This is a genomic window from Aeromonas sp. HMWF017, from assembly GCF_003061465.1.
Lineage (GTDB): Bacteria > Pseudomonadota > Gammaproteobacteria > Enterobacterales > Aeromonadaceae > Aeromonas > Aeromonas veronii.
Map to the genome: position 1 here is coordinate 34,131 of NZ_QAJD01000127.1, position 16,468 is coordinate 50,598.

The 16,468-nt window shown below is 56.2% G+C and carries 14 protein-coding genes and 1 other RNA gene; 12 read left to right on the forward strand and 3 right to left on the reverse strand.

The genetic code is table 11. The annotated features are described in order from the left end of the window. Positions 1-162: 162 nt before the first annotated feature. Positions 163-741: a D-sedoheptulose 7-phosphate isomerase gene (lpcA, locus tag DBR30_RS12430; RefSeq protein ID WP_005334485.1), complete on the reverse strand. Its 579-nt coding sequence runs from the start codon at positions 739-741 to the stop codon at positions 163-165. A 254-nt stretch (positions 742-995) separates the two neighbouring features. On the opposite strand from lpcA, the gene fadE reads away from it, so the two are divergent. After that, positions 996-3,452, forward strand: a complete 2,457-nt coding sequence (fadE, locus tag DBR30_RS12435; RefSeq protein WP_108541436.1) for an acyl-CoA dehydrogenase FadE — start codon at positions 996-998, stop codon at positions 3,450-3,452. Between the two features lie 179 nt (positions 3,453-3,631). Continuing rightward, entirely contained in the window at positions 3,632-4,906 is a 1,275-nt protein-coding gene (locus DBR30_RS12440; protein ID WP_108588368.1) for an amidohydrolase, read from the forward strand. Positions 4,907-4,987: 81 nt separating this feature from the next. On the opposite strand, the gene DBR30_RS12445 is transcribed toward DBR30_RS12440, so the two are convergent. After that, on the reverse strand, positions 4,988-5,335 hold the full coding sequence (locus DBR30_RS12445) for an RnfH family protein (protein WP_058059898.1): 348 nt from the start codon (positions 5,333-5,335) through the stop codon (positions 4,988-4,990). Then, on the reverse strand, positions 5,328-5,762 hold the full coding sequence (locus DBR30_RS12450) for an SRPBCC family protein (protein ID WP_005334496.1): 435 nt from the start codon (positions 5,760-5,762) through the stop codon (positions 5,328-5,330). Before DBR30_RS12450 ends, DBR30_RS12445 begins: the two co-directional genes overlap by 8 nt. A gap of 169 nt (positions 5,763-5,931) precedes the next feature. On the opposite strand from DBR30_RS12450, the gene smpB reads away from it, so the two are divergent. The 10 genes from smpB to DBR30_RS12500 form a co-directional block, all read left to right on the forward strand. Further along, positions 5,932-6,420, forward strand: coding sequence for an SsrA-binding protein SmpB (gene smpB / locus DBR30_RS12455; RefSeq protein WP_005334498.1), 489 nt, complete (start codon positions 5,932-5,934; stop codon positions 6,418-6,420). A 166-nt stretch (positions 6,421-6,586) separates the two neighbouring features. Further along, positions 6,587-6,946: a transfer-messenger RNA gene (gene ssrA / locus DBR30_RS12460) on the forward strand. 181 nt (positions 6,947-7,127) lie between these two features. Continuing rightward, a complete protein-coding gene (locus DBR30_RS12465; RefSeq protein WP_258224420.1) occupies positions 7,128-8,417 on the forward strand; it encodes an integrase domain-containing protein in 1,290 nt (429 codons plus the stop codon). 334 nt (positions 8,418-8,751) lie between these two features. Further along, complete coding sequence (locus tag DBR30_RS12470) at positions 8,752-9,267, forward strand: hypothetical protein (RefSeq protein WP_108541433.1); 516 nt, start codon at positions 8,752-8,754, stop codon at positions 9,265-9,267. 413 nt (positions 9,268-9,680) lie between these two features. Next, positions 9,681-10,655 carry a tyrosine-type recombinase/integrase gene (locus DBR30_RS12475; protein WP_108541432.1) on the forward strand — a complete coding sequence of 325 codons (975 nt, stop codon included), beginning with the start codon at positions 9,681-9,683 and terminating at the stop codon, positions 10,653-10,655. 127 nt (positions 10,656-10,782) lie between these two features. Next, positions 10,783-11,316 (forward strand): hypothetical protein, encoded by a 534-nt coding sequence (locus tag DBR30_RS12480; protein WP_108541431.1) that lies wholly within the window; start codon positions 10,783-10,785, stop codon positions 11,314-11,316. A gap of 171 nt (positions 11,317-11,487) precedes the next feature. Next, positions 11,488-11,700 carry a helix-turn-helix transcriptional regulator gene (locus DBR30_RS12485; RefSeq protein ID WP_108541430.1) on the forward strand — a complete coding sequence of 71 codons (213 nt, stop codon included), beginning with the start codon at positions 11,488-11,490 and terminating at the stop codon, positions 11,698-11,700. Between the two features lie 9 nt (positions 11,701-11,709). Continuing rightward, a complete protein-coding gene (locus DBR30_RS12490) occupies positions 11,710-12,036 on the forward strand; it encodes a hypothetical protein (RefSeq protein WP_108541429.1) in 327 nt (108 codons plus the stop codon). 183 nt (positions 12,037-12,219) lie between these two features. Then, entirely contained in the window at positions 12,220-15,009 is a 2,790-nt protein-coding gene (locus DBR30_RS12495; RefSeq protein WP_108588369.1) for a DUF927 domain-containing protein, read from the forward strand. 820 nt (positions 15,010-15,829) lie between these two features. Next, the coding region (locus tag DBR30_RS12500) for a class I SAM-dependent DNA methyltransferase (protein WP_146181381.1) at positions 15,830-16,468 on the forward strand (639 nt) is incomplete at its 3' end.

A 16,468-nucleotide genomic window follows, 5' to 3' on the forward strand; every position in this document is an offset into this window, starting at 1 on the left:
CCGGCAGACTCCTTTCATGATTTGGCTTGTGTCATGTTCGACCAGCACGCTGGTTCGACAGACAGCAGGGGAAGGCGCAATCCCTTCCCCTGTGACTGGCAACAACCGGCCGATGGCGAACCATGCTACCGGCGTTGCCCTTGTCTGGTGACGATGGCCTGATTACTTGGCCATCTCTTTTTCGACCAGCTGGATCAGGATGTGGATCACCTTGATGTGCACTTCCTGAATACGGTCGGCATAGCCAAAGTGCGGAACCCGGATCTCGACATCCGCCAGACCCGCCATCTTGCCGCCATCCTTGCCGGTCAGGGCGATCACTTTCATGCCTTTGGCGCGGGCAGCCTCGATGGCTTTCAGGATATTGCCGGAGTTGCCGCTGGTAGAGATGCCAAGCAACACGTCGCCACGGCGGCCGACCGCTTCTACGTAGCGGGAGAAGACATAGTCATAGCCAAAGTCGTTGGAGACGCAGGAGAGGTGGCTCGGATCGGAGATGGCGATACCGGCATAACCCGGGCGGTTCTCGCGGTAACGACCGGTCAGCTCTTCGGCGAAGTGCATGGCGTCACAGTGGGAGCCACCGTTGCCACAGGAGAGCACCTTGCCCTCTTCCTTGAAAGAGTCGGCCAGCAGTTTGGCGGCCGCTTCGATGTTTTTCAGGTTCTGCTCATCTGCCAGGAAGGCCTGCAGCACGCTGGCAGCTTCGGTCAGTTCATTGCGGATCAATTCTTGGTACATGATGTCTCTTCCACTGTTTTTAGTGTGCGTGTAGATCGCGGCTATTCTCGCACAAGCGAATCGCACAGTCGCCCCCCTGCGAGCCACAGCGCTGGCGGCGCGTGAGCGTTATGGGGATCACAGAGAGAAGGTAATGAAGATGTAAACAGCTTGATAACTTTGTGCGTATGAATTACAACAGAGCCCATATCCAACAGGTCAGACCTCTGGATCAGTTACGCCACGTTGGCAGTCTTTCACGCAAGGAGCAAGCAATGACGACGACCCTTACTCTGCTCGGGGTGATCCTGGTTATCGGAGCCCTGGCCTATCGCCGGGCATCCCTGTTCATCTCCACCCTGGTCACCGGCGCCGCCCTGGTGCTTGGCGCCATCTATGGTCATGTGCCCTTGCTGGTATGGGCGCTGTTCGCGGTGATCGCCATCCCGCTCAATCTGGTGGAATTTCGCCGCAATCAAATAACCAAGCCGCTGTTCAAGATCTACAAATCGATCATGCCGGAGATGTCCCGCACCGAGAAAGAGGCGATTGAAGCGGGCACCACATGGTGGGAAGCCGATCTGTTCGCGGGCAACCCGGACTGGAAAAAGCTGCACGCCATCCCGGTCAGCGCCCTCTCTGCCGAAGAGCAGGCCTTTATGGATGGTCCGGTCGAGGAAGTGTGCCGCATGGTGAGTGACTGGGAAGTGACCCACGAGCGTGCGGACCTCTCCCCCGAGGTGTGGCAATACCTGAAGGACAACAAGTTCTTCGCCATGATCATCAAGAAGAAATATGGCGGTCTGGAGTTCTCGGCCTACGCCCAGTCCTGTGTCCTGCAAAAGCTGTGCGGTGCCAGCGCCGTGCTCGCCTCCACCGTCGGCGTGCCCAACTCACTGGGCCCGGGCGAACTGCTGCAACACTATGGCACTGACGAGCAGAAAGATTACTACCTGCCCCGCCTGGCGGTAGGTAAAGAGATCCCCTGCTTCGCCCTGACCAGCCCGGAAGCAGGTTCTGATGCCGGTTCCATCCCCGACTTCGGTATCGTCTGCAAGGGCGAGTGGGAAGGCAAAGAGGTGCTCGGTATGCGCCTCACCTGGAACAAGCGCTACATCACGCTCGCCCCCATTGCTACCGTGCTGGGTCTCGCCTTCAAACTGCGTGATCCGGAACACCTGCTGGGTGAAGAGGAAGAGCTCGGCATCACCTGCGCCCTCATTCCCACTCACATCAAGGGTGTCGGGATTGGCCGTCGCCACTTCCCGCTCAACGTGCCGTTCCAGAACGGCCCGACCCAGGGCAAGGATGTGTTCGTCCCGCTCGATTTCATCATCGGTGGCCCGGCCATGGCCGGTCAGGGCTGGCGCATGCTGGTCGAGTGTCTGTCGGTCGGTCGCGGCATCACCTTGCCCTCCAACAGCACTGGCGGCGTCAAGATGCTGGCCCTGGCGAGCGGCGCATATAGCCGCATCCGTCGCCAGTTCAAGCTGCCCATCGGCAAGATGGAAGGGATTGAAGAGCCGCTGGCCCGCATCGGCGGCAACGCCTACATCATGGGCGCCGCAGCCAACCTGACCGTGACCGGTATCGACCTTGGCGAGAAACCCTCGGTCATCTCCGCCATCGTCAAATACCACCTCACCGACCGTGCCCAGAAGTGCATCATCGATGCCATGGACATCCACGGTGGCAAGGCCATCTGCATGGGCCCCAACAACTATCTGGCCCGCGGCTATCAGGGTGCCCCCATCGCCGTTACGGTAGAAGGGGCCAACATCCTGACCCGCAGCATGATCATCTACGGTCAGGGCGCCATCCGTTGCCACCCGTATGTACTGCCGGAGATGCTGGCCGCCAGCCACCCCGACAAGGAGCAGGCGCTGAAGGATTTCGACAAGGCGGTGTTCAGCCACGTCGGCTTTGCCATCAGCAACCTGGTACGCAGCTTCTGGCTCGGTATCACCGGCGCCCGCTTTGCCGCGGCACCGTACAAGGATCAGACCAAGGGCTACTACCAGCAGCTCTCCCGCCTCTCGGCCAACCTGGCATTTCTGTCAGACATGGCGATGGGCACCCTAGGTGGTGAGCTCAAGCGCAAGGAGCGGGTCTCCGCCCGCCTTGGCGACGTGCTGAGCCAGCTCTATCTGGCCTCCAGCGCCCTCAAGCGCTATCAGGACGAGGGACGCCAGCAGGCCGATCTGCCGCTGCTGCACTGGGCACTGCAAGATGCCATGTTCAAGGCACAAGAGGCGATCGACGAGCTGCTGCGCAACTTCCCGAACCGCTGGATTGGCCTTGCCCTGCGTGCCGTGGTGCTGCCGCTGGGCCGTGACCTGAACCGTCCGTGCGACAAGCTGGACCAACAGGTTGCCCGCCTGCTGCAAACCCCGAGCGAAACCCGCAGCCGCCTGGCCAAGGGGCAATACCTGACTCGCGAAGAGGGCAACCCCTTCGGTCTGCTGGAGCAGGCGCTCGATGACGTGCTGGCCGCCGAGCCGCTGTTCGAGAAAGTCTGCAAGAGCGATGGCATCAAGCGCCCCTTCATGGCGCTGGACAAGGTGGCCGACATCGGCCTGGCCGCTGGTGTGCTGACCCAGAGCGAAGCCGAGCTGCTGCGCCGCGCCGAGGTAAGTCGCCTGCGCACCATCAACGTCGATGATTTTGACCCCATCGATCTGGTGGCCAACAAGAAGCTGTTTGAAGCCTCCGCTTACCATCACGCGGCCTGATAACCAGCTATCGACAACGCCTCCCTTGTGGAGGCGTTTTTTATGGGCGCTCACCACTATTCACGGCCCGAACAGCCACCACTCGCACGCACAGCTCCCCCGACCAGCTGCAGCCCCCGTGTGGTCAGCCGGGAAAAAAGGCACAATAGCCGACAAATCGAATCACCAAGGAAGCCAAGATGACCCTTGAGCACCTGATCCTGTGGCGCCGCGACCTGCACCGCCTGCCGGAAGCCGCCTGGAAAGAGTTTCGCACCACCAGCCTGATTGCCCACCACCTGAGCGAGCTCGGTTATCGCATCGTGCTCGGCGACAAGCTGCTGGCCAGCAATCTGATGATGGGGCGTGATGTGGATGTGGCGGCCGAGAAGGCTCGCGCTCGCCGTCAGGGAGCCCATCCCGACTGGCTGGAGCGGATTGGCGATGTCACTGGCCTGATGGGAGAGCTGGACACCGGCCGTCCCGGCCCAACCCTGGCCTTTCGCTTCGACATCGATGCGGTGGAGGTGGAAGAGTCCGACGCCGAACAGCACCAACCGCAGCAAGAGGGTTTTGCCTCCCACAACAAGGGGTGGATGCACGCCTGCGCCCACGATGGCCACACCGCCATCGGCATGGGGCTGGCCAGCCAGCTGATGGCGATGAAGGAGCAGCTGTGCGGGCGCATCAAGCTCTTCTTCCAGCCCGCCGAAGAGGGGTGCCGCGGTGGCAAGGCGCTGGCTGCCGGTGGCGCACTCGATGACGTAGATGCCCTGCTCTCGCTCCATATCGGTATTCACGCTGGCAGCGGCGAGCTGGTGATCAACCCCACCGAATTTCTCTGCTCCACCAAGTTCGACGTCCACTTTATGGGCACCGCCGCCCACGCGGGACTCGAACCCAATGCCGGCAGCAATGCGCTGGCAGCCGCCTGCATGGCCACCACCGCCATGCTCGGCATTCCCCGCCACCGCGATGGCATGACCCGCATCAACGTCGGCCAGCTTCACGCTGGCAGCGGCCGCAACGTCATCCCCGATCATGCAGAGCTGCGCGGTGAAACCCGCGGCGCCGACAGCACGCTCAACGACTACATGTTCAGTCAGGTACAGCGCATCGTCGAAGGGACAGCCCTCGCCCACGGTGTCACCTATCGCATCATCAAGCAGGGTGAGGCCATTGCCCTCGACAACAGCCCGGCACTGCAGGCCGAGCTGGCGGCGCTGGCCCGCAAGCAGGGACTCGCCACCATCCAGACTCGCCGCTTTGGCGCCAGCGAAGATGCCGGTTTTCTGATGGAGCGGGTGCAAAAGCAGGGGGGCGAAGCGGCTTACCTCATCCTGGGGGCCGATCTGGCGGCGCCGCACCATCACAACGAATTCGATTTCGATGAGCGGGTGATGCAAAGCGGGGTAGAGCTACTGGCCGCCTGGGCCCGTGCACGACTGGGTGTGGCAGAAGCAGCCCTCTCTTGATATCCCCTTGGCCAGCTCACCGGCTAACGGGATCAAAAAAAGGCGCCTCAGCGCCTTTTTTCTGCAAGAAGAACCTGAGCGCTACTCGCGGAGCTTGCGATGCACATCGGGGCGACCACCGGTCACGCTATCGGCTCTCCCCTCCTCTTTGGCCTTCTCGGCGCGCTTTTTACGCATCTCGCGGGGATCGGCGATGAGCGGGCGGTAGATCTCGATACGATCGCCGTCGTGCAGCGGCTCGCTCCCTTTCACCGGTCGGCTGTAGATGCCGAACTTGTTGACCGACAAGTCAATCTCGGGGTGTTTTTGTACGATGCCGGACTGCTCGATGGCCGCCAGCACGCAGGTCTCGGGCGCAACCCGCAGGGCAATCACCGTCTGCTGCTGCGGCAAGGCATAGACAACCTCGATGTTGAGCTGGTCAGACACCGTAGACCTCCTTCGCCCGGTTGGAGAAGGCGGAGACCATGGAGCTCACCAGATCGCGGAACACCTGACCAAATGCCACCTCGATAAGCTTGGAGGTAAACTCGAAATCGAGATCAAACTCCACCTTGCAGGCGTCGACATCGAGCGGGGTAAAGGTCCACCAGCCCGCCAGCTTGCGGAACGGGCCATCCACCAGCTCCATCCTGATCTGACGGTTCACATCCAGCTGATTGCGGGTGGTAAAGGTCTTGGCAATCCCCGCCTTGGCCACATCGACCGACGCCATCATGTAGTCATCGCCAGCCTCGTGGACACGGCTGCCGACACAGCCGGGCAAAAACTGCGGATAGGCATCCACATCGTTAACCAACTTGAACATCTGTTCTGCACTGAACATCACCAGGGCACTGCGCGTAATTCGGGGCATGGCTTTTCCTCATCCAATCGGCGCGATTTTATCACCATGTTTGGGGTTGTGGAGGTAAAACCTCAGCCAAACCGCTCAGAAAGCCACCACTTGACCTGCTGCGCGTTTTACAGCCGCCCCTGCCTACGTATAATACGAGCCTCCTAGTCATTGCCGGAAATCGCCCGTCATGAGCAAAAAAAACAGTAAAAACAAAGCCGGGTCCAGCACCATTGCACTCAACAGAACCGCGCGCCACGAATACTTCATCGAAGAGAAGATCGAAGCGGGTCTGTCCCTGCAAGGGTGGGAAGTCAAATCCCTGCGGGCGGGCAAGGCCAACATCAGCGAAGCCTATGTCATCTTCCGCGATGGCGAGGCCTATCTGTTCGGCTCCAGCTTCCTGCCACTGCAAGCGGCCTCCAGCCATGTGGTATGTGACCCGACCCGCACCCGCAAACTGCTGCTGAGCCGTCGTGAACTCGACAAGCTCGAAAGCCTGATTGCCCGTCAGGGCTACACCATAGTTCCCCTCGCCCTCTACTGGAAACAGTGCTGGGTCAAGGTCGAGATCGGCCTGGTGAAGGGCAAGAAAGAGCACGACAAGCGCGAAGATACCAAGGCCCGCGAGTGGGATCGGGAAAAAGCCCGCATCATGAAGAACAAGCATCGCGGCTAACCTGCGACTGGCAGGATCAGGACGCCGGTTCACCTTCCCCCAGCGCAGCTGGCTCTTCAGGCTCAGCTGCGTACAATAAATCGGCAAACAGACTGGCTGCCAGAGGGAATGGGTATCAACGCCTTGCTATGACAGCATTTTTGCGTACAATCGCAATTAACAACTTGGGGCTGATTCTGGATTCGACAAGATTCACGAAACCCAAGGTGCATGCCGAGGTGCGGTAGGCCTCGTTAATAAACCGCAAAAAAATAGTCGCAAACGACGAAAACTACGCACTAGCAGCTTAATAACCTGCATAGAGCCCTTCTACCCTAGCTTGCCTGTGTCCTAGGGAATCGGAAGGTCATCCTTCACAGGATCGTGTGGAAGTCCTGCTCGGGGCGGAAGCATTAAAACCAATCGAGCTAGTCAATTCGTGGCGTGTCTCTCCGCAGCGGGTTGGCGAATGTAAAGAGTGACTAAGCATGTAGTGCCAAGGATGTAGTAATTTTGGACGGGGGTTCAAATCCCCCCAGCTCCACCAAATATTGTTCCTAGAAGGAACGAAGAAGTACAGAAACCCGCACAGCGTAAGGCTTTGCGGGTTTTTTGTTGTCCGATGAAGTCTGAAGTGGTCGCCTAAAACCAGCTTCACTAGTACTATAATTAGTACCACAAGGTTGGTGGTACTAAATTCGATGGTACTAAGGAGCATTAAGGTGACGGTGGAGAAAAAGAGGCGCGAAACAGGTAACTGCAGATTAACCGACCCAAAAATTAAGAACGCCAAGCCATCCGAAGACGCTAAGGCGAAAGGCCAGATGACCACCTTGCGCGATGGTGATGGGTTAGAACTGAGGATCAGTGCAGCGGGTTCAAAGCTCTGGGCCTTCAAATATTCAAAGCCTTCTGACAATAAGCGCACAAACATGAGTTTTGGCACTTACCCAGAGGTGTCCCTTGGCCAAGCCCGTGAACTACTGCGAGAGGCTCGCGCCCTGCTGGCCCAAGGCATTGATCCCAAGCTCCACAAAGAAGAACAGGCCGCCATGGTCAAAGCCATGGAAGAAGCCAGCACCAACACCTTTGAACACATGGCATCTAAGTGGCTGGATCTCAAACGCCATGATGTAACTGAAGCCTATGCCGCAGATTCGTTGCGCTCCCTTGAGCTGTATGTATTGCCCTTCATAGGTTCCATGCCCATCGACCAGATCCGAGCACCCAAAGTCATTGAGATACTTCGTCCGATTGAGGCAGATGGCAAACATGAGACTGTACGCCGCCTTTGTCAGCGGATTAACGAAATCCTCGACTATAGCGTTAACCATGGCCTGCTCGATGCCAATCCCTGCTCAGCGATACGCAAGGTTTTCAAGAAGCCAGCCAAAAAGCACATGCCGACCCTCAAACCGGACGAGTTACCGCTTTTGATGGCTGACATTGCCAATGGTCGGTTAGACCCGACCACGCGCTGCCAAATTGAATGGAGCCTGCATACCTTGGTGCGCCCGGGCGAATCAGCCGGTACCCGTTGGGATGAGATAGACCTTGACGCCAAAGTCTGGAATATCCCTGCTGAGCGGATGAAGATGGATCGCCCCCACCGGGTTCCGCTGACCCCGCAAGCTCTCTCTCTGCTGGAGCGCATGAAGCCGATCAGCGGCCACCGTCCTTTTGTGTTCCCTGGCCGCCGCGATCCGCTTGGTCACATCAACGACCAAAGTGCCAATGCCGCCTTAAAACGGCTTGGTTATGGCGGGCGACTCGTGGCTCATGGTTTGCGCTCGCTGGGGAGTACCACGCTCAACGAACAGGGCTTCAACCCTGACGCCATTGAGGCCGCACTATCCCACACCGATGAGAACGAAATCCGTCGCGCCTACAACCGCTCTGACTACTTTGAGCAGCGGGTGATCATGATGGGCTGGTGGAGTGACCACATAGAGAACGCCAGCCAAGGAGGCCTGTCTCTGGCAAGCGGCACTAAGGCGCTCAAACTGGTCAACGAATAAACCGAATCCCACCGGGTCTATCTCGACGGAGAGAAAAGCGGGAAAACCTTGCCCGCAGGTCTTTCAAACCCAACAAAGTCCTACACAAAAAACACGCATGATAAATAAAACATCCATCCGCATTAATAAATTTGTCTCTGCGAATAGAGCTAGTCTGATAGTCGCTGGTATCGACCCGTCTCTGGATAATAGCGAGTTAACTGAGGCCGAAGTACACAATCTCGAATGGGGGCTGGCAGCAATCGTAAGGGATGCACTACTTGAGAACTTAAGGTGGGGACATCGAGACCCTGAACCTGTTTCAGTCAAGTTCTACAAGGACGAGGAATCTTGTATGAGTGAAGTAATCATCGGTATTGATAATATTAACGCTGCTTTGATGAAGGGAGCTGTGCCTTCTAACGCTACTTTCAAAGCCGATGACTTATGGCCATGGCTTGTTGAAAACATAGAAGGACTGAAAGTATATAATCCGGAGCTGTTTAATGTCCTCACCGAGATTTACCCCCATCCCAAGGCTTACAATACCGCTCACTCCCTCTCATATGACGCCAAATCAAACGAGCAAGACACAACTCTCGCCAAACCAGTTGTAGCAACAGTAGAACTCCAGCAACAAGCTGAAAGTGAGACCGTAAACCACATGGCAGAAGCCCCCAAATTTCGCTACCTAACACCATCCCTTCAATTGGTGGCAGAACTGCAAGAGTATGCTTGGGGGAACAACTGGGATCCTAACGACAAAGATACATACCCTCGCAACAAAGACATGTTCGAATGGCTACGGCAAGATCCGCGCTGTAGCTCTTATAAGCGGGCTGAAGCAATATCGATAGTGGCCCGCCCTTAGAAGTCTCCACCTTCCAGTGTTACAAAAAAACGTTCCTTTTCACGTTAAGAATATGAACTTTTGGCTAAGAGACGCTCACAAAACCAGATTAATTAAACTCAAGTGGATTCCTCTCATGTAAACCAGCATGTCACAACAAGTCACAAGTTAAACACTGTGGTAAACCTTACAACCACTTTTGCTATCCCGTTAGGTGTTGGAACACTTTGAACGATGGCTCAATAGCAATACCCGAGCCCAGAGATTAGAAATCCAAAGTCCCCGCCCCTGAGGGTATCAAATCCAGTAATGGCGAGGGTTTAGCTATACCCTCCCCCCTGCTGAACACCATACCCTGAGCCCTGAGGCTGTTGCCCTGAGGGTGCTTCGACGTGTTCCAATACAGTCGTCAATAACGACCATTGGAGACGAATATGGAACAACCAACAACCAATCCCTACCTGCGCTTTATCCCTAAGTCTGAAACAAGCCATTTTGACGGTGGCCCCTCAGTGGCTTTTGTTGCAGCAAAGCTTTATGCCTTGCAACACAATTGTGTCAGTGAAGCCTATACAGCAGCCTCGTGGCGCACCCTTGAGCTGTATGTATTGCCCTTCATAGGTTCCATGCCCATCGATCAGATACGAGCTCCCAAAATCATTGAGATACTTCGTCCGATTGAGGCTGATGGCAAACATGAGACTGTACGACGCCTTTGTAAGCGGATTAACGCAATTCTCGACTATTCCGTTAACCTCGGCCTGATCGATGCTAATCCTTGCTCTGCCATTCGCGAGGAATTCCAGAAGCCCACCAAGAAGTCCATGCCCACCATCACACCAGACGAACTCTCTTTGCTGATGACTGACATCGCAGCCGGGCGCCTCGATCACACCATTCGCAGCCAAATTGAATGGAACCTTCATACGCTGGTGCGTCCAGGGGAATCTGCCGGTACCCGTTGGGATGAGATTGATCTGGAGAACAAGATTTGGATTATTCCCAGCGACAAGATGAGTAAGAATCGCCCTCACCGGGTTCCGCTCACCCCGCAAACGATCGCGCTATTGGAACGTATGAAGCCAATCAGCGGCCATCAGCCCTATGTGTTCCCCAGCTATAGCAACCCACACATCCATATCAGCAACCGAAGCACCAATACAGCCCTGAAACAGCTGGGGTACGGAGGTCGATTAGTGGCCCAAGGATTGCGCTCATTGGGCTGCAACATTCTGTTAAATCAAGGCTTTGCCTCTCATGTCATTGAGGCTGCACTGGCACATATCAATGAAAGCAAGATCCACTTCGCCTTTAACCGCTCCGACTACTTCGAGCAGCGGGTAACCATGATGAGTTGGTGGAGCAATCACATTGAGCAGGCTAGCCAGGGTAAATCTGTCCTTGGCTAGCGGTACCAAAGTACTCCAGGTCAACGAGTAAACCGACAACTTTGCGGGAGTATCTTGGCGGGAGAGTGAGAACATCTCCCTGCCAGATCCGGAAACACAAACAAGGCACTACACGGAAGATGACTTAATGTTAGAAAAAGCACCCTCATTAGAAATCGCGTTTAAATACCACAGAAAATCTACGCACTATCAGCAACATAATTATTTGCTAGCAATGTCTGTTGTCTCGTTCATGTCTGAGTGCCTGACAAATCATAGAAAGTATCCCTGCAACTCAAACTCCACAGTGAGCATTTCACACAGCCAAAGTCAGGAGCCAACCCCTCTTATCCAACAGAACGTCACACTCGCCGAGAGGGTACATCAGTTGGAGCAAAAGGTAGCCGAGCAAGATCGCCAGCTCGCATTTCTAAACCCTAAGCATGACCGCTACGCTCCCAAGCTAGCTGCGGCAGCTTCAGCTTGGCACAACTACATTGAACAACCCGGCAGAACGCCCAAACAGAGCCTACTGAAATTCCTCACGAAAAATGCTGACAACTTCGGCTTGGTCGATAGTGAAGGTACACCATTAAAGGATCTTCAAGATCTAGCGGCAATTGCAAATTGGAAACCTAACGGTGGCGCGCCCAAAACGCCCAGTAAAAAATCCCTCCACTAGTTCTCAAGGACGTCGTCTCTCACTTCTCCGCGAATCTGGGGACAACACCTACTGTAGTGATCCCCCTGTACGAAAACCTAGGGGAGGTTTTAATTGCCTCCTCCCCTAGCCTTTAAAGACCGTTACACCCTTTAATGACCCCTCTGACACTAATGACGAGTGAGGTCATATATGGATAGCTCTACCACCCAACGCCTGATCCGTATTCGTGAAGTGATCCAGCGCACCGGCCTGAGCAAATCAAGTATTTACGATCTGATGGCACAAGGCTCTTTCCCGAAAACCATCCGCTTGAGCGAACATGGTCGGTCCGTCGCATTTTTAGAGTCTGAAGTGGTTGAATGGATGGCGGCCCGTATTGCTGCTCGCAATTCGACGGCATAGGTGACTGCGATGAACTCTCCCAAAAAGGCAGTACCGAAGAACGGCACGACCCAACCCAAGCCAGTGGGCGGCAGCATTCAACCAACCGGCCATAGCACCAAACTGGAATTGGCCGCTCACCACTTGCAGGAAAGTCGTACCAAAGACGCTGGTGCCTTGTCTGCTCATGTTGGGTTGCGCTATCTGAACTGCCACCACTCTATTCTCGAGATACGCCTTCACCACAGGATCTCAAGGAAGGATGTGCTTTACCGCCATATCAATCGCGTGAGCCAGCCGCGCAATGCGATTCCCTTTGGCCAGGCATTAATCGCCCGTCACCTGCACGCTACCTAACCGAGGTTTAAACATGATCATTGCAAGCAATGGGCGTATCGCTCAGGGCGAAGCTTTGCCCAAAATCAACAGCTTGGCGACTGAACCTCTCAGCTCGTGGCACACCGGGAAGGAGCATCCCTGTGTCCATGGTCAACGGCATCAACCGAACGACGTCGTACAGGTGAACGAGGGGTAGTCATCATGACTCTAGCTAAAACCTTTGTTTCGGATGCGGTCACCGCAGCCTGTGGCCACTGGCCCAAACTGCTGGCGGAGCTGGGTATCGACACCCCGCGCCATGGCAAGCATGGCCCCTGCCCTGTCTGTTGTGATGGCAAGGACAGGTTTCGGCTCGATGATAAGGAGGGGCGCGGTACCTTCATCTGCAACCAGTGTGGGGCAGGTGACGGGCTGGATCTGGTTTGCAAGGTTATGGGCAAGACCCCCAAGGAGGCCGCCGAACTGGTTGCCCCTTTGGTGGGCCTGTCTGCCGGTGGGCTGGATCCGGCTGAACGTGAGCGCATTCGTCAGCAGCAGCAAGCCAAGGCAGAGCAGGCGCGCAAGCGGGGCGAGCAACAGCGTGAGCAGGCTGCCCGCCGTGCTGCTGCCATTCTCCGCGACTGTGAGCAGGGGGAGTCCCTTTACCTGACGAGCAAGGGCTTTGCCGAACGCCTGAATGCGGTGAATCGCGCCACGATCTGTGTGGGCGACAAGAACTACCCGGCCGGTAGCGCGGTGATCCGGTTGACCAATGAGGCTGGCGAACTGGTGAACGTACAGCTGATCAGCCATGACGGCAGCAAACGTTATCTGGCGGGCGGACAGAAGGCCGGAGCGTTTCACCGTATCGAGGGTGGGGAGTTGATTGCCATTGTCGAGGGTTATGCCACCGGTCTATCGGTTCATTTGGCTACCAGAGCGACGGTCTATTGTGCGATGGATTGCGGCAACTTGGCTGTAGTGGCCGCCATTGCTCGCAGCCAGCATCCTGAGGCCCGGATCCTGCTGTGTGGCGACAATGACACCAACACCAAGGGCAACCCCGGCAAGGCCAAGGCCGAACAAGCCGCCTCAACCGTAGGCGGGCTGGTAGCCCTGCCACCGGTTGCCGGTGACTGGAACGACTACCACCAAACCCACGGGCTGAACGCAACCAAGGAGGCCATCATGAGCGCCAGACCGAGCACTGCTAACCCCCAAGCCAAAGAAGCTAGCCAGAAGGAACCGGAGCACTGGCAGGCCGAAGTACTACCGCTTCACCCTGATCGCCATGATAAATCAGCGTACGTGCCGGATTTGCCAAACGGGTTTGATTTCCAAGGCAATCGCCTCTGCGCCTGGGAGACGGTTGGACGGGGAAACGATGCCAGGCAAGAACTGGTACCCATATCCAGCCCGCTCCGGGTGCTGGCTGAAACCAGTGATGAGCATGGCCGTGGCTATGGCCGCCTGCTGGAGTGGCAAGATAGCGCGGGAAGAACACGCCAATGGTCGATGCCTGTTCGCTCCTTGATCCCGCGCAACAGTGAAGAGGTCTTCACTGCCCTGCTGGATGCGGGCTTGCCGTTTATTGAGTTGGGCCGCAAACGTAAACTCGCCGAGTACCTGATGGCTTGTCAGCCCGATAAGCGGATCACCTGTGTGGAACGTACCGGCTGGTATGGTAATGCCTATGTGCTGCCACAAGGGTCAATAGGACCTGACGCTGAGGGGGTGATCCTGCAAACAACTGGCTACGCAGCCAGCGACTTTACCGAACGCGGCACCTTGGCCGAATGGCAACAGGGTGTGGCGGCGCTGGCCGTGGGTAACTCCCGGCTGTGCTTTGCGCTGTCGCTCGCCTTTGCGGCCCCACTGCTGACTCTGGTAGGCATGGAGGGCGGTGGGTTCCACCTCAAGGGCGAGAGTACCGACGGCAAGACCACTATCATGAAGGCCGCAGCCAGTGTCTACGGAAACCCAGATCGCTATTGTCAGACGTGGCGGGCAACCGGTAACGCTATCGAAGGAATCGCCAACCGCCGCAATGATGCCCTGCTCTGTCTGGATGAAATTGGGGAGCAGGCCGGGAAGGATGTGGGAAAAACAGCCTACATGCTGGCAAACGGCCAAGGTAGAGGCCGTCTCAAGCAAGATGGGGAGTTGAGGGAGCGCAAGGCATGGCGCTTGCTGTTCCTCTCCACTGGCGAATTGAGCCTTGAAGATCATGCTTCTGAAGATGGTACGCGCACACAAGCAGGAATGGAGGTGCGCACCATCCAGATCCCGAGCGACACCGGGCAGCATGGCGCATTTGAGCGGTTGCATGGTATGGCGGATGGTCGCAGCTTCGCCGATACGCTCAAGGCCCGCGCCGACAGCCAGCACGGCACCGCCTTTCACGCCTTTGTGAAGGGGCTGACGAACGATATGGAGCCGCACCGCGAGCACCTTAGGGGTGAGATCAAGCGCCTTGCCACTGAGTTAACCCCGCATGGCGCAGGCAACCAGGTAGGCCGCGCTATCAACCGGTTCGCACTGGTGGCCGCAGCCGGCGAGTTGGCTACCAAGCTGGGCGTGACAGGCTGGCCAGAGGGGGAAGCTATCAGGGCGGTGAGAGTCTGCCTCAAGGCATGGTTGGCAGAGCGGGGACATCTGGGTAACCAGGAGGACGCCGCCACCCTGATGCAGATCCGCGCCTTTATGCGGGCTCACCAGTACACCCGCTTTGTTGATTTGAGCGACCCGAACCACCGACCGGCAAATGCGGTGGGCTATCGGCGTAATCCCAAGCAGGGCACCAATGAAGCGCTGGAGTTCTGGGTTGACCCATCAGGCTGGATTGAGATCACCAGCGGACGCGATGCCAAGAAGGCCGCAAAGCTATCAGCCAAAGCGGGATACCTGCTTAATGGTGAAGGGCGCTATCAGTTGTTGAGGCCGCTCCCGACCGGAAAGCGGGCACGGGTCTATGTGCTGACCGATCTGGTGTTGGCTGACGAGACAGAATAGGCCAACCAGAAGGAATCAAGGGGCTGCCAAGTGCGGCCCCTTCTTCAAGGCTCGCGCACGTGAAAGGGAAAAAAACAGTGGTTCTACTGGTTCACTGGTTTCTAGATAGCGCAATCTCTGGCTACATAAGGCTTATAGCCGGAACCACTTAATTAAATGTGACTGGTTCCGCACTGGTTCCAGTGGTTCCAAACTCAAAGGCATGTTGAGGCTTGAACTGCTCACTGGTTCGCGGAACCAGTGGTTCCCGGCAGACTGGCTCACCCACAAACCCAGTCGTGGCGAGGGCTGGCGGGGTGTAGGAACCACTGAACCACCGGAACCACCATTTTTGATACATATAAACAAGACGCAGGTAGACCCCAAACATGATGGCTCATCTAGCTGGCAGCCATGTTGTCACAGCACAATAAGCGCAACCTGATCACATGCATGCAGGATAAGGGGAACACAGTACGGATTCACCCCACGCGCCACCATCAGCCAAACATCCATCGCCCCCTCATTGACCTACTGACCAAATAGTCCGTCACCTCTCATTTGCCACAAGAACATCGCCCCAAAAGCATCCATAACGGTTTATGGCATCCGAGCAAGGCGGTAGAATGGCAGTCAACTCAATCCAATAGCGGCAACAGTCTAAGGATGCAACCGTAACGACGGCTTTGACCTTGCCCGATTGATGGGCAAGTACAAGATGCAAATAGCCGATGTAGTGAGGGATAGCGGACTTAGTCGCAGCACAATCACTTTGTGACTGTGAAGAGCCTGATTTGCTGCAAAAGGTTCCAGCGTCGCAGTATCGACAAGAGAAAAATGAATGACTCTGATTAACCTAAAAGACCTTGAAGCCCACCTTTGGCATGCCGCTCATATTATCACCGGGCCCATCGATGCTTCTGACTACAAAACATACATATTCCCCATCTTGTTCTTCAAGCGTATCTGCGATGTGTACGACGAAGAGTTTCTTGAGGCGATGGAGCAAGTCGGTGATGAAGAGCTTGCCAAAAGCGATATGTTCCACCGCATCCAAATTCCTGCATATTGCCACTGGAAAGATGTCTTTGCCGAAACCAAAGACCTTGGCCAGGCATTGAAGGATGCGTTTAGAGGCATCGAGTTAGCCAACCCGAAGTTGCATGGCATATTTGGTGATGCCAGCTGGACCAACAAAGAGCGCCTATCTGATGAGCTCTTAGCTACGCTGCTCAATCACTTCAATAAAGTGAATATGGGCGTAGCCAGTGTTCGTAACGATGATATGGGCCGCGCATACGAATACCTGATTAAACGCTTTGCGGATAAAGCCAACAAGAAAGCCGGTGAGTTCTATACCCCGCGCACCATTGTGCGCTTAATGGTCAATATCCTAGATCCGCAAGCAGGCGAAAGTGTTTACGATCCTGCCTGCGGCACAGGCGGCATGTTGCTAGAAACCATTCATCACGTAAAAGAA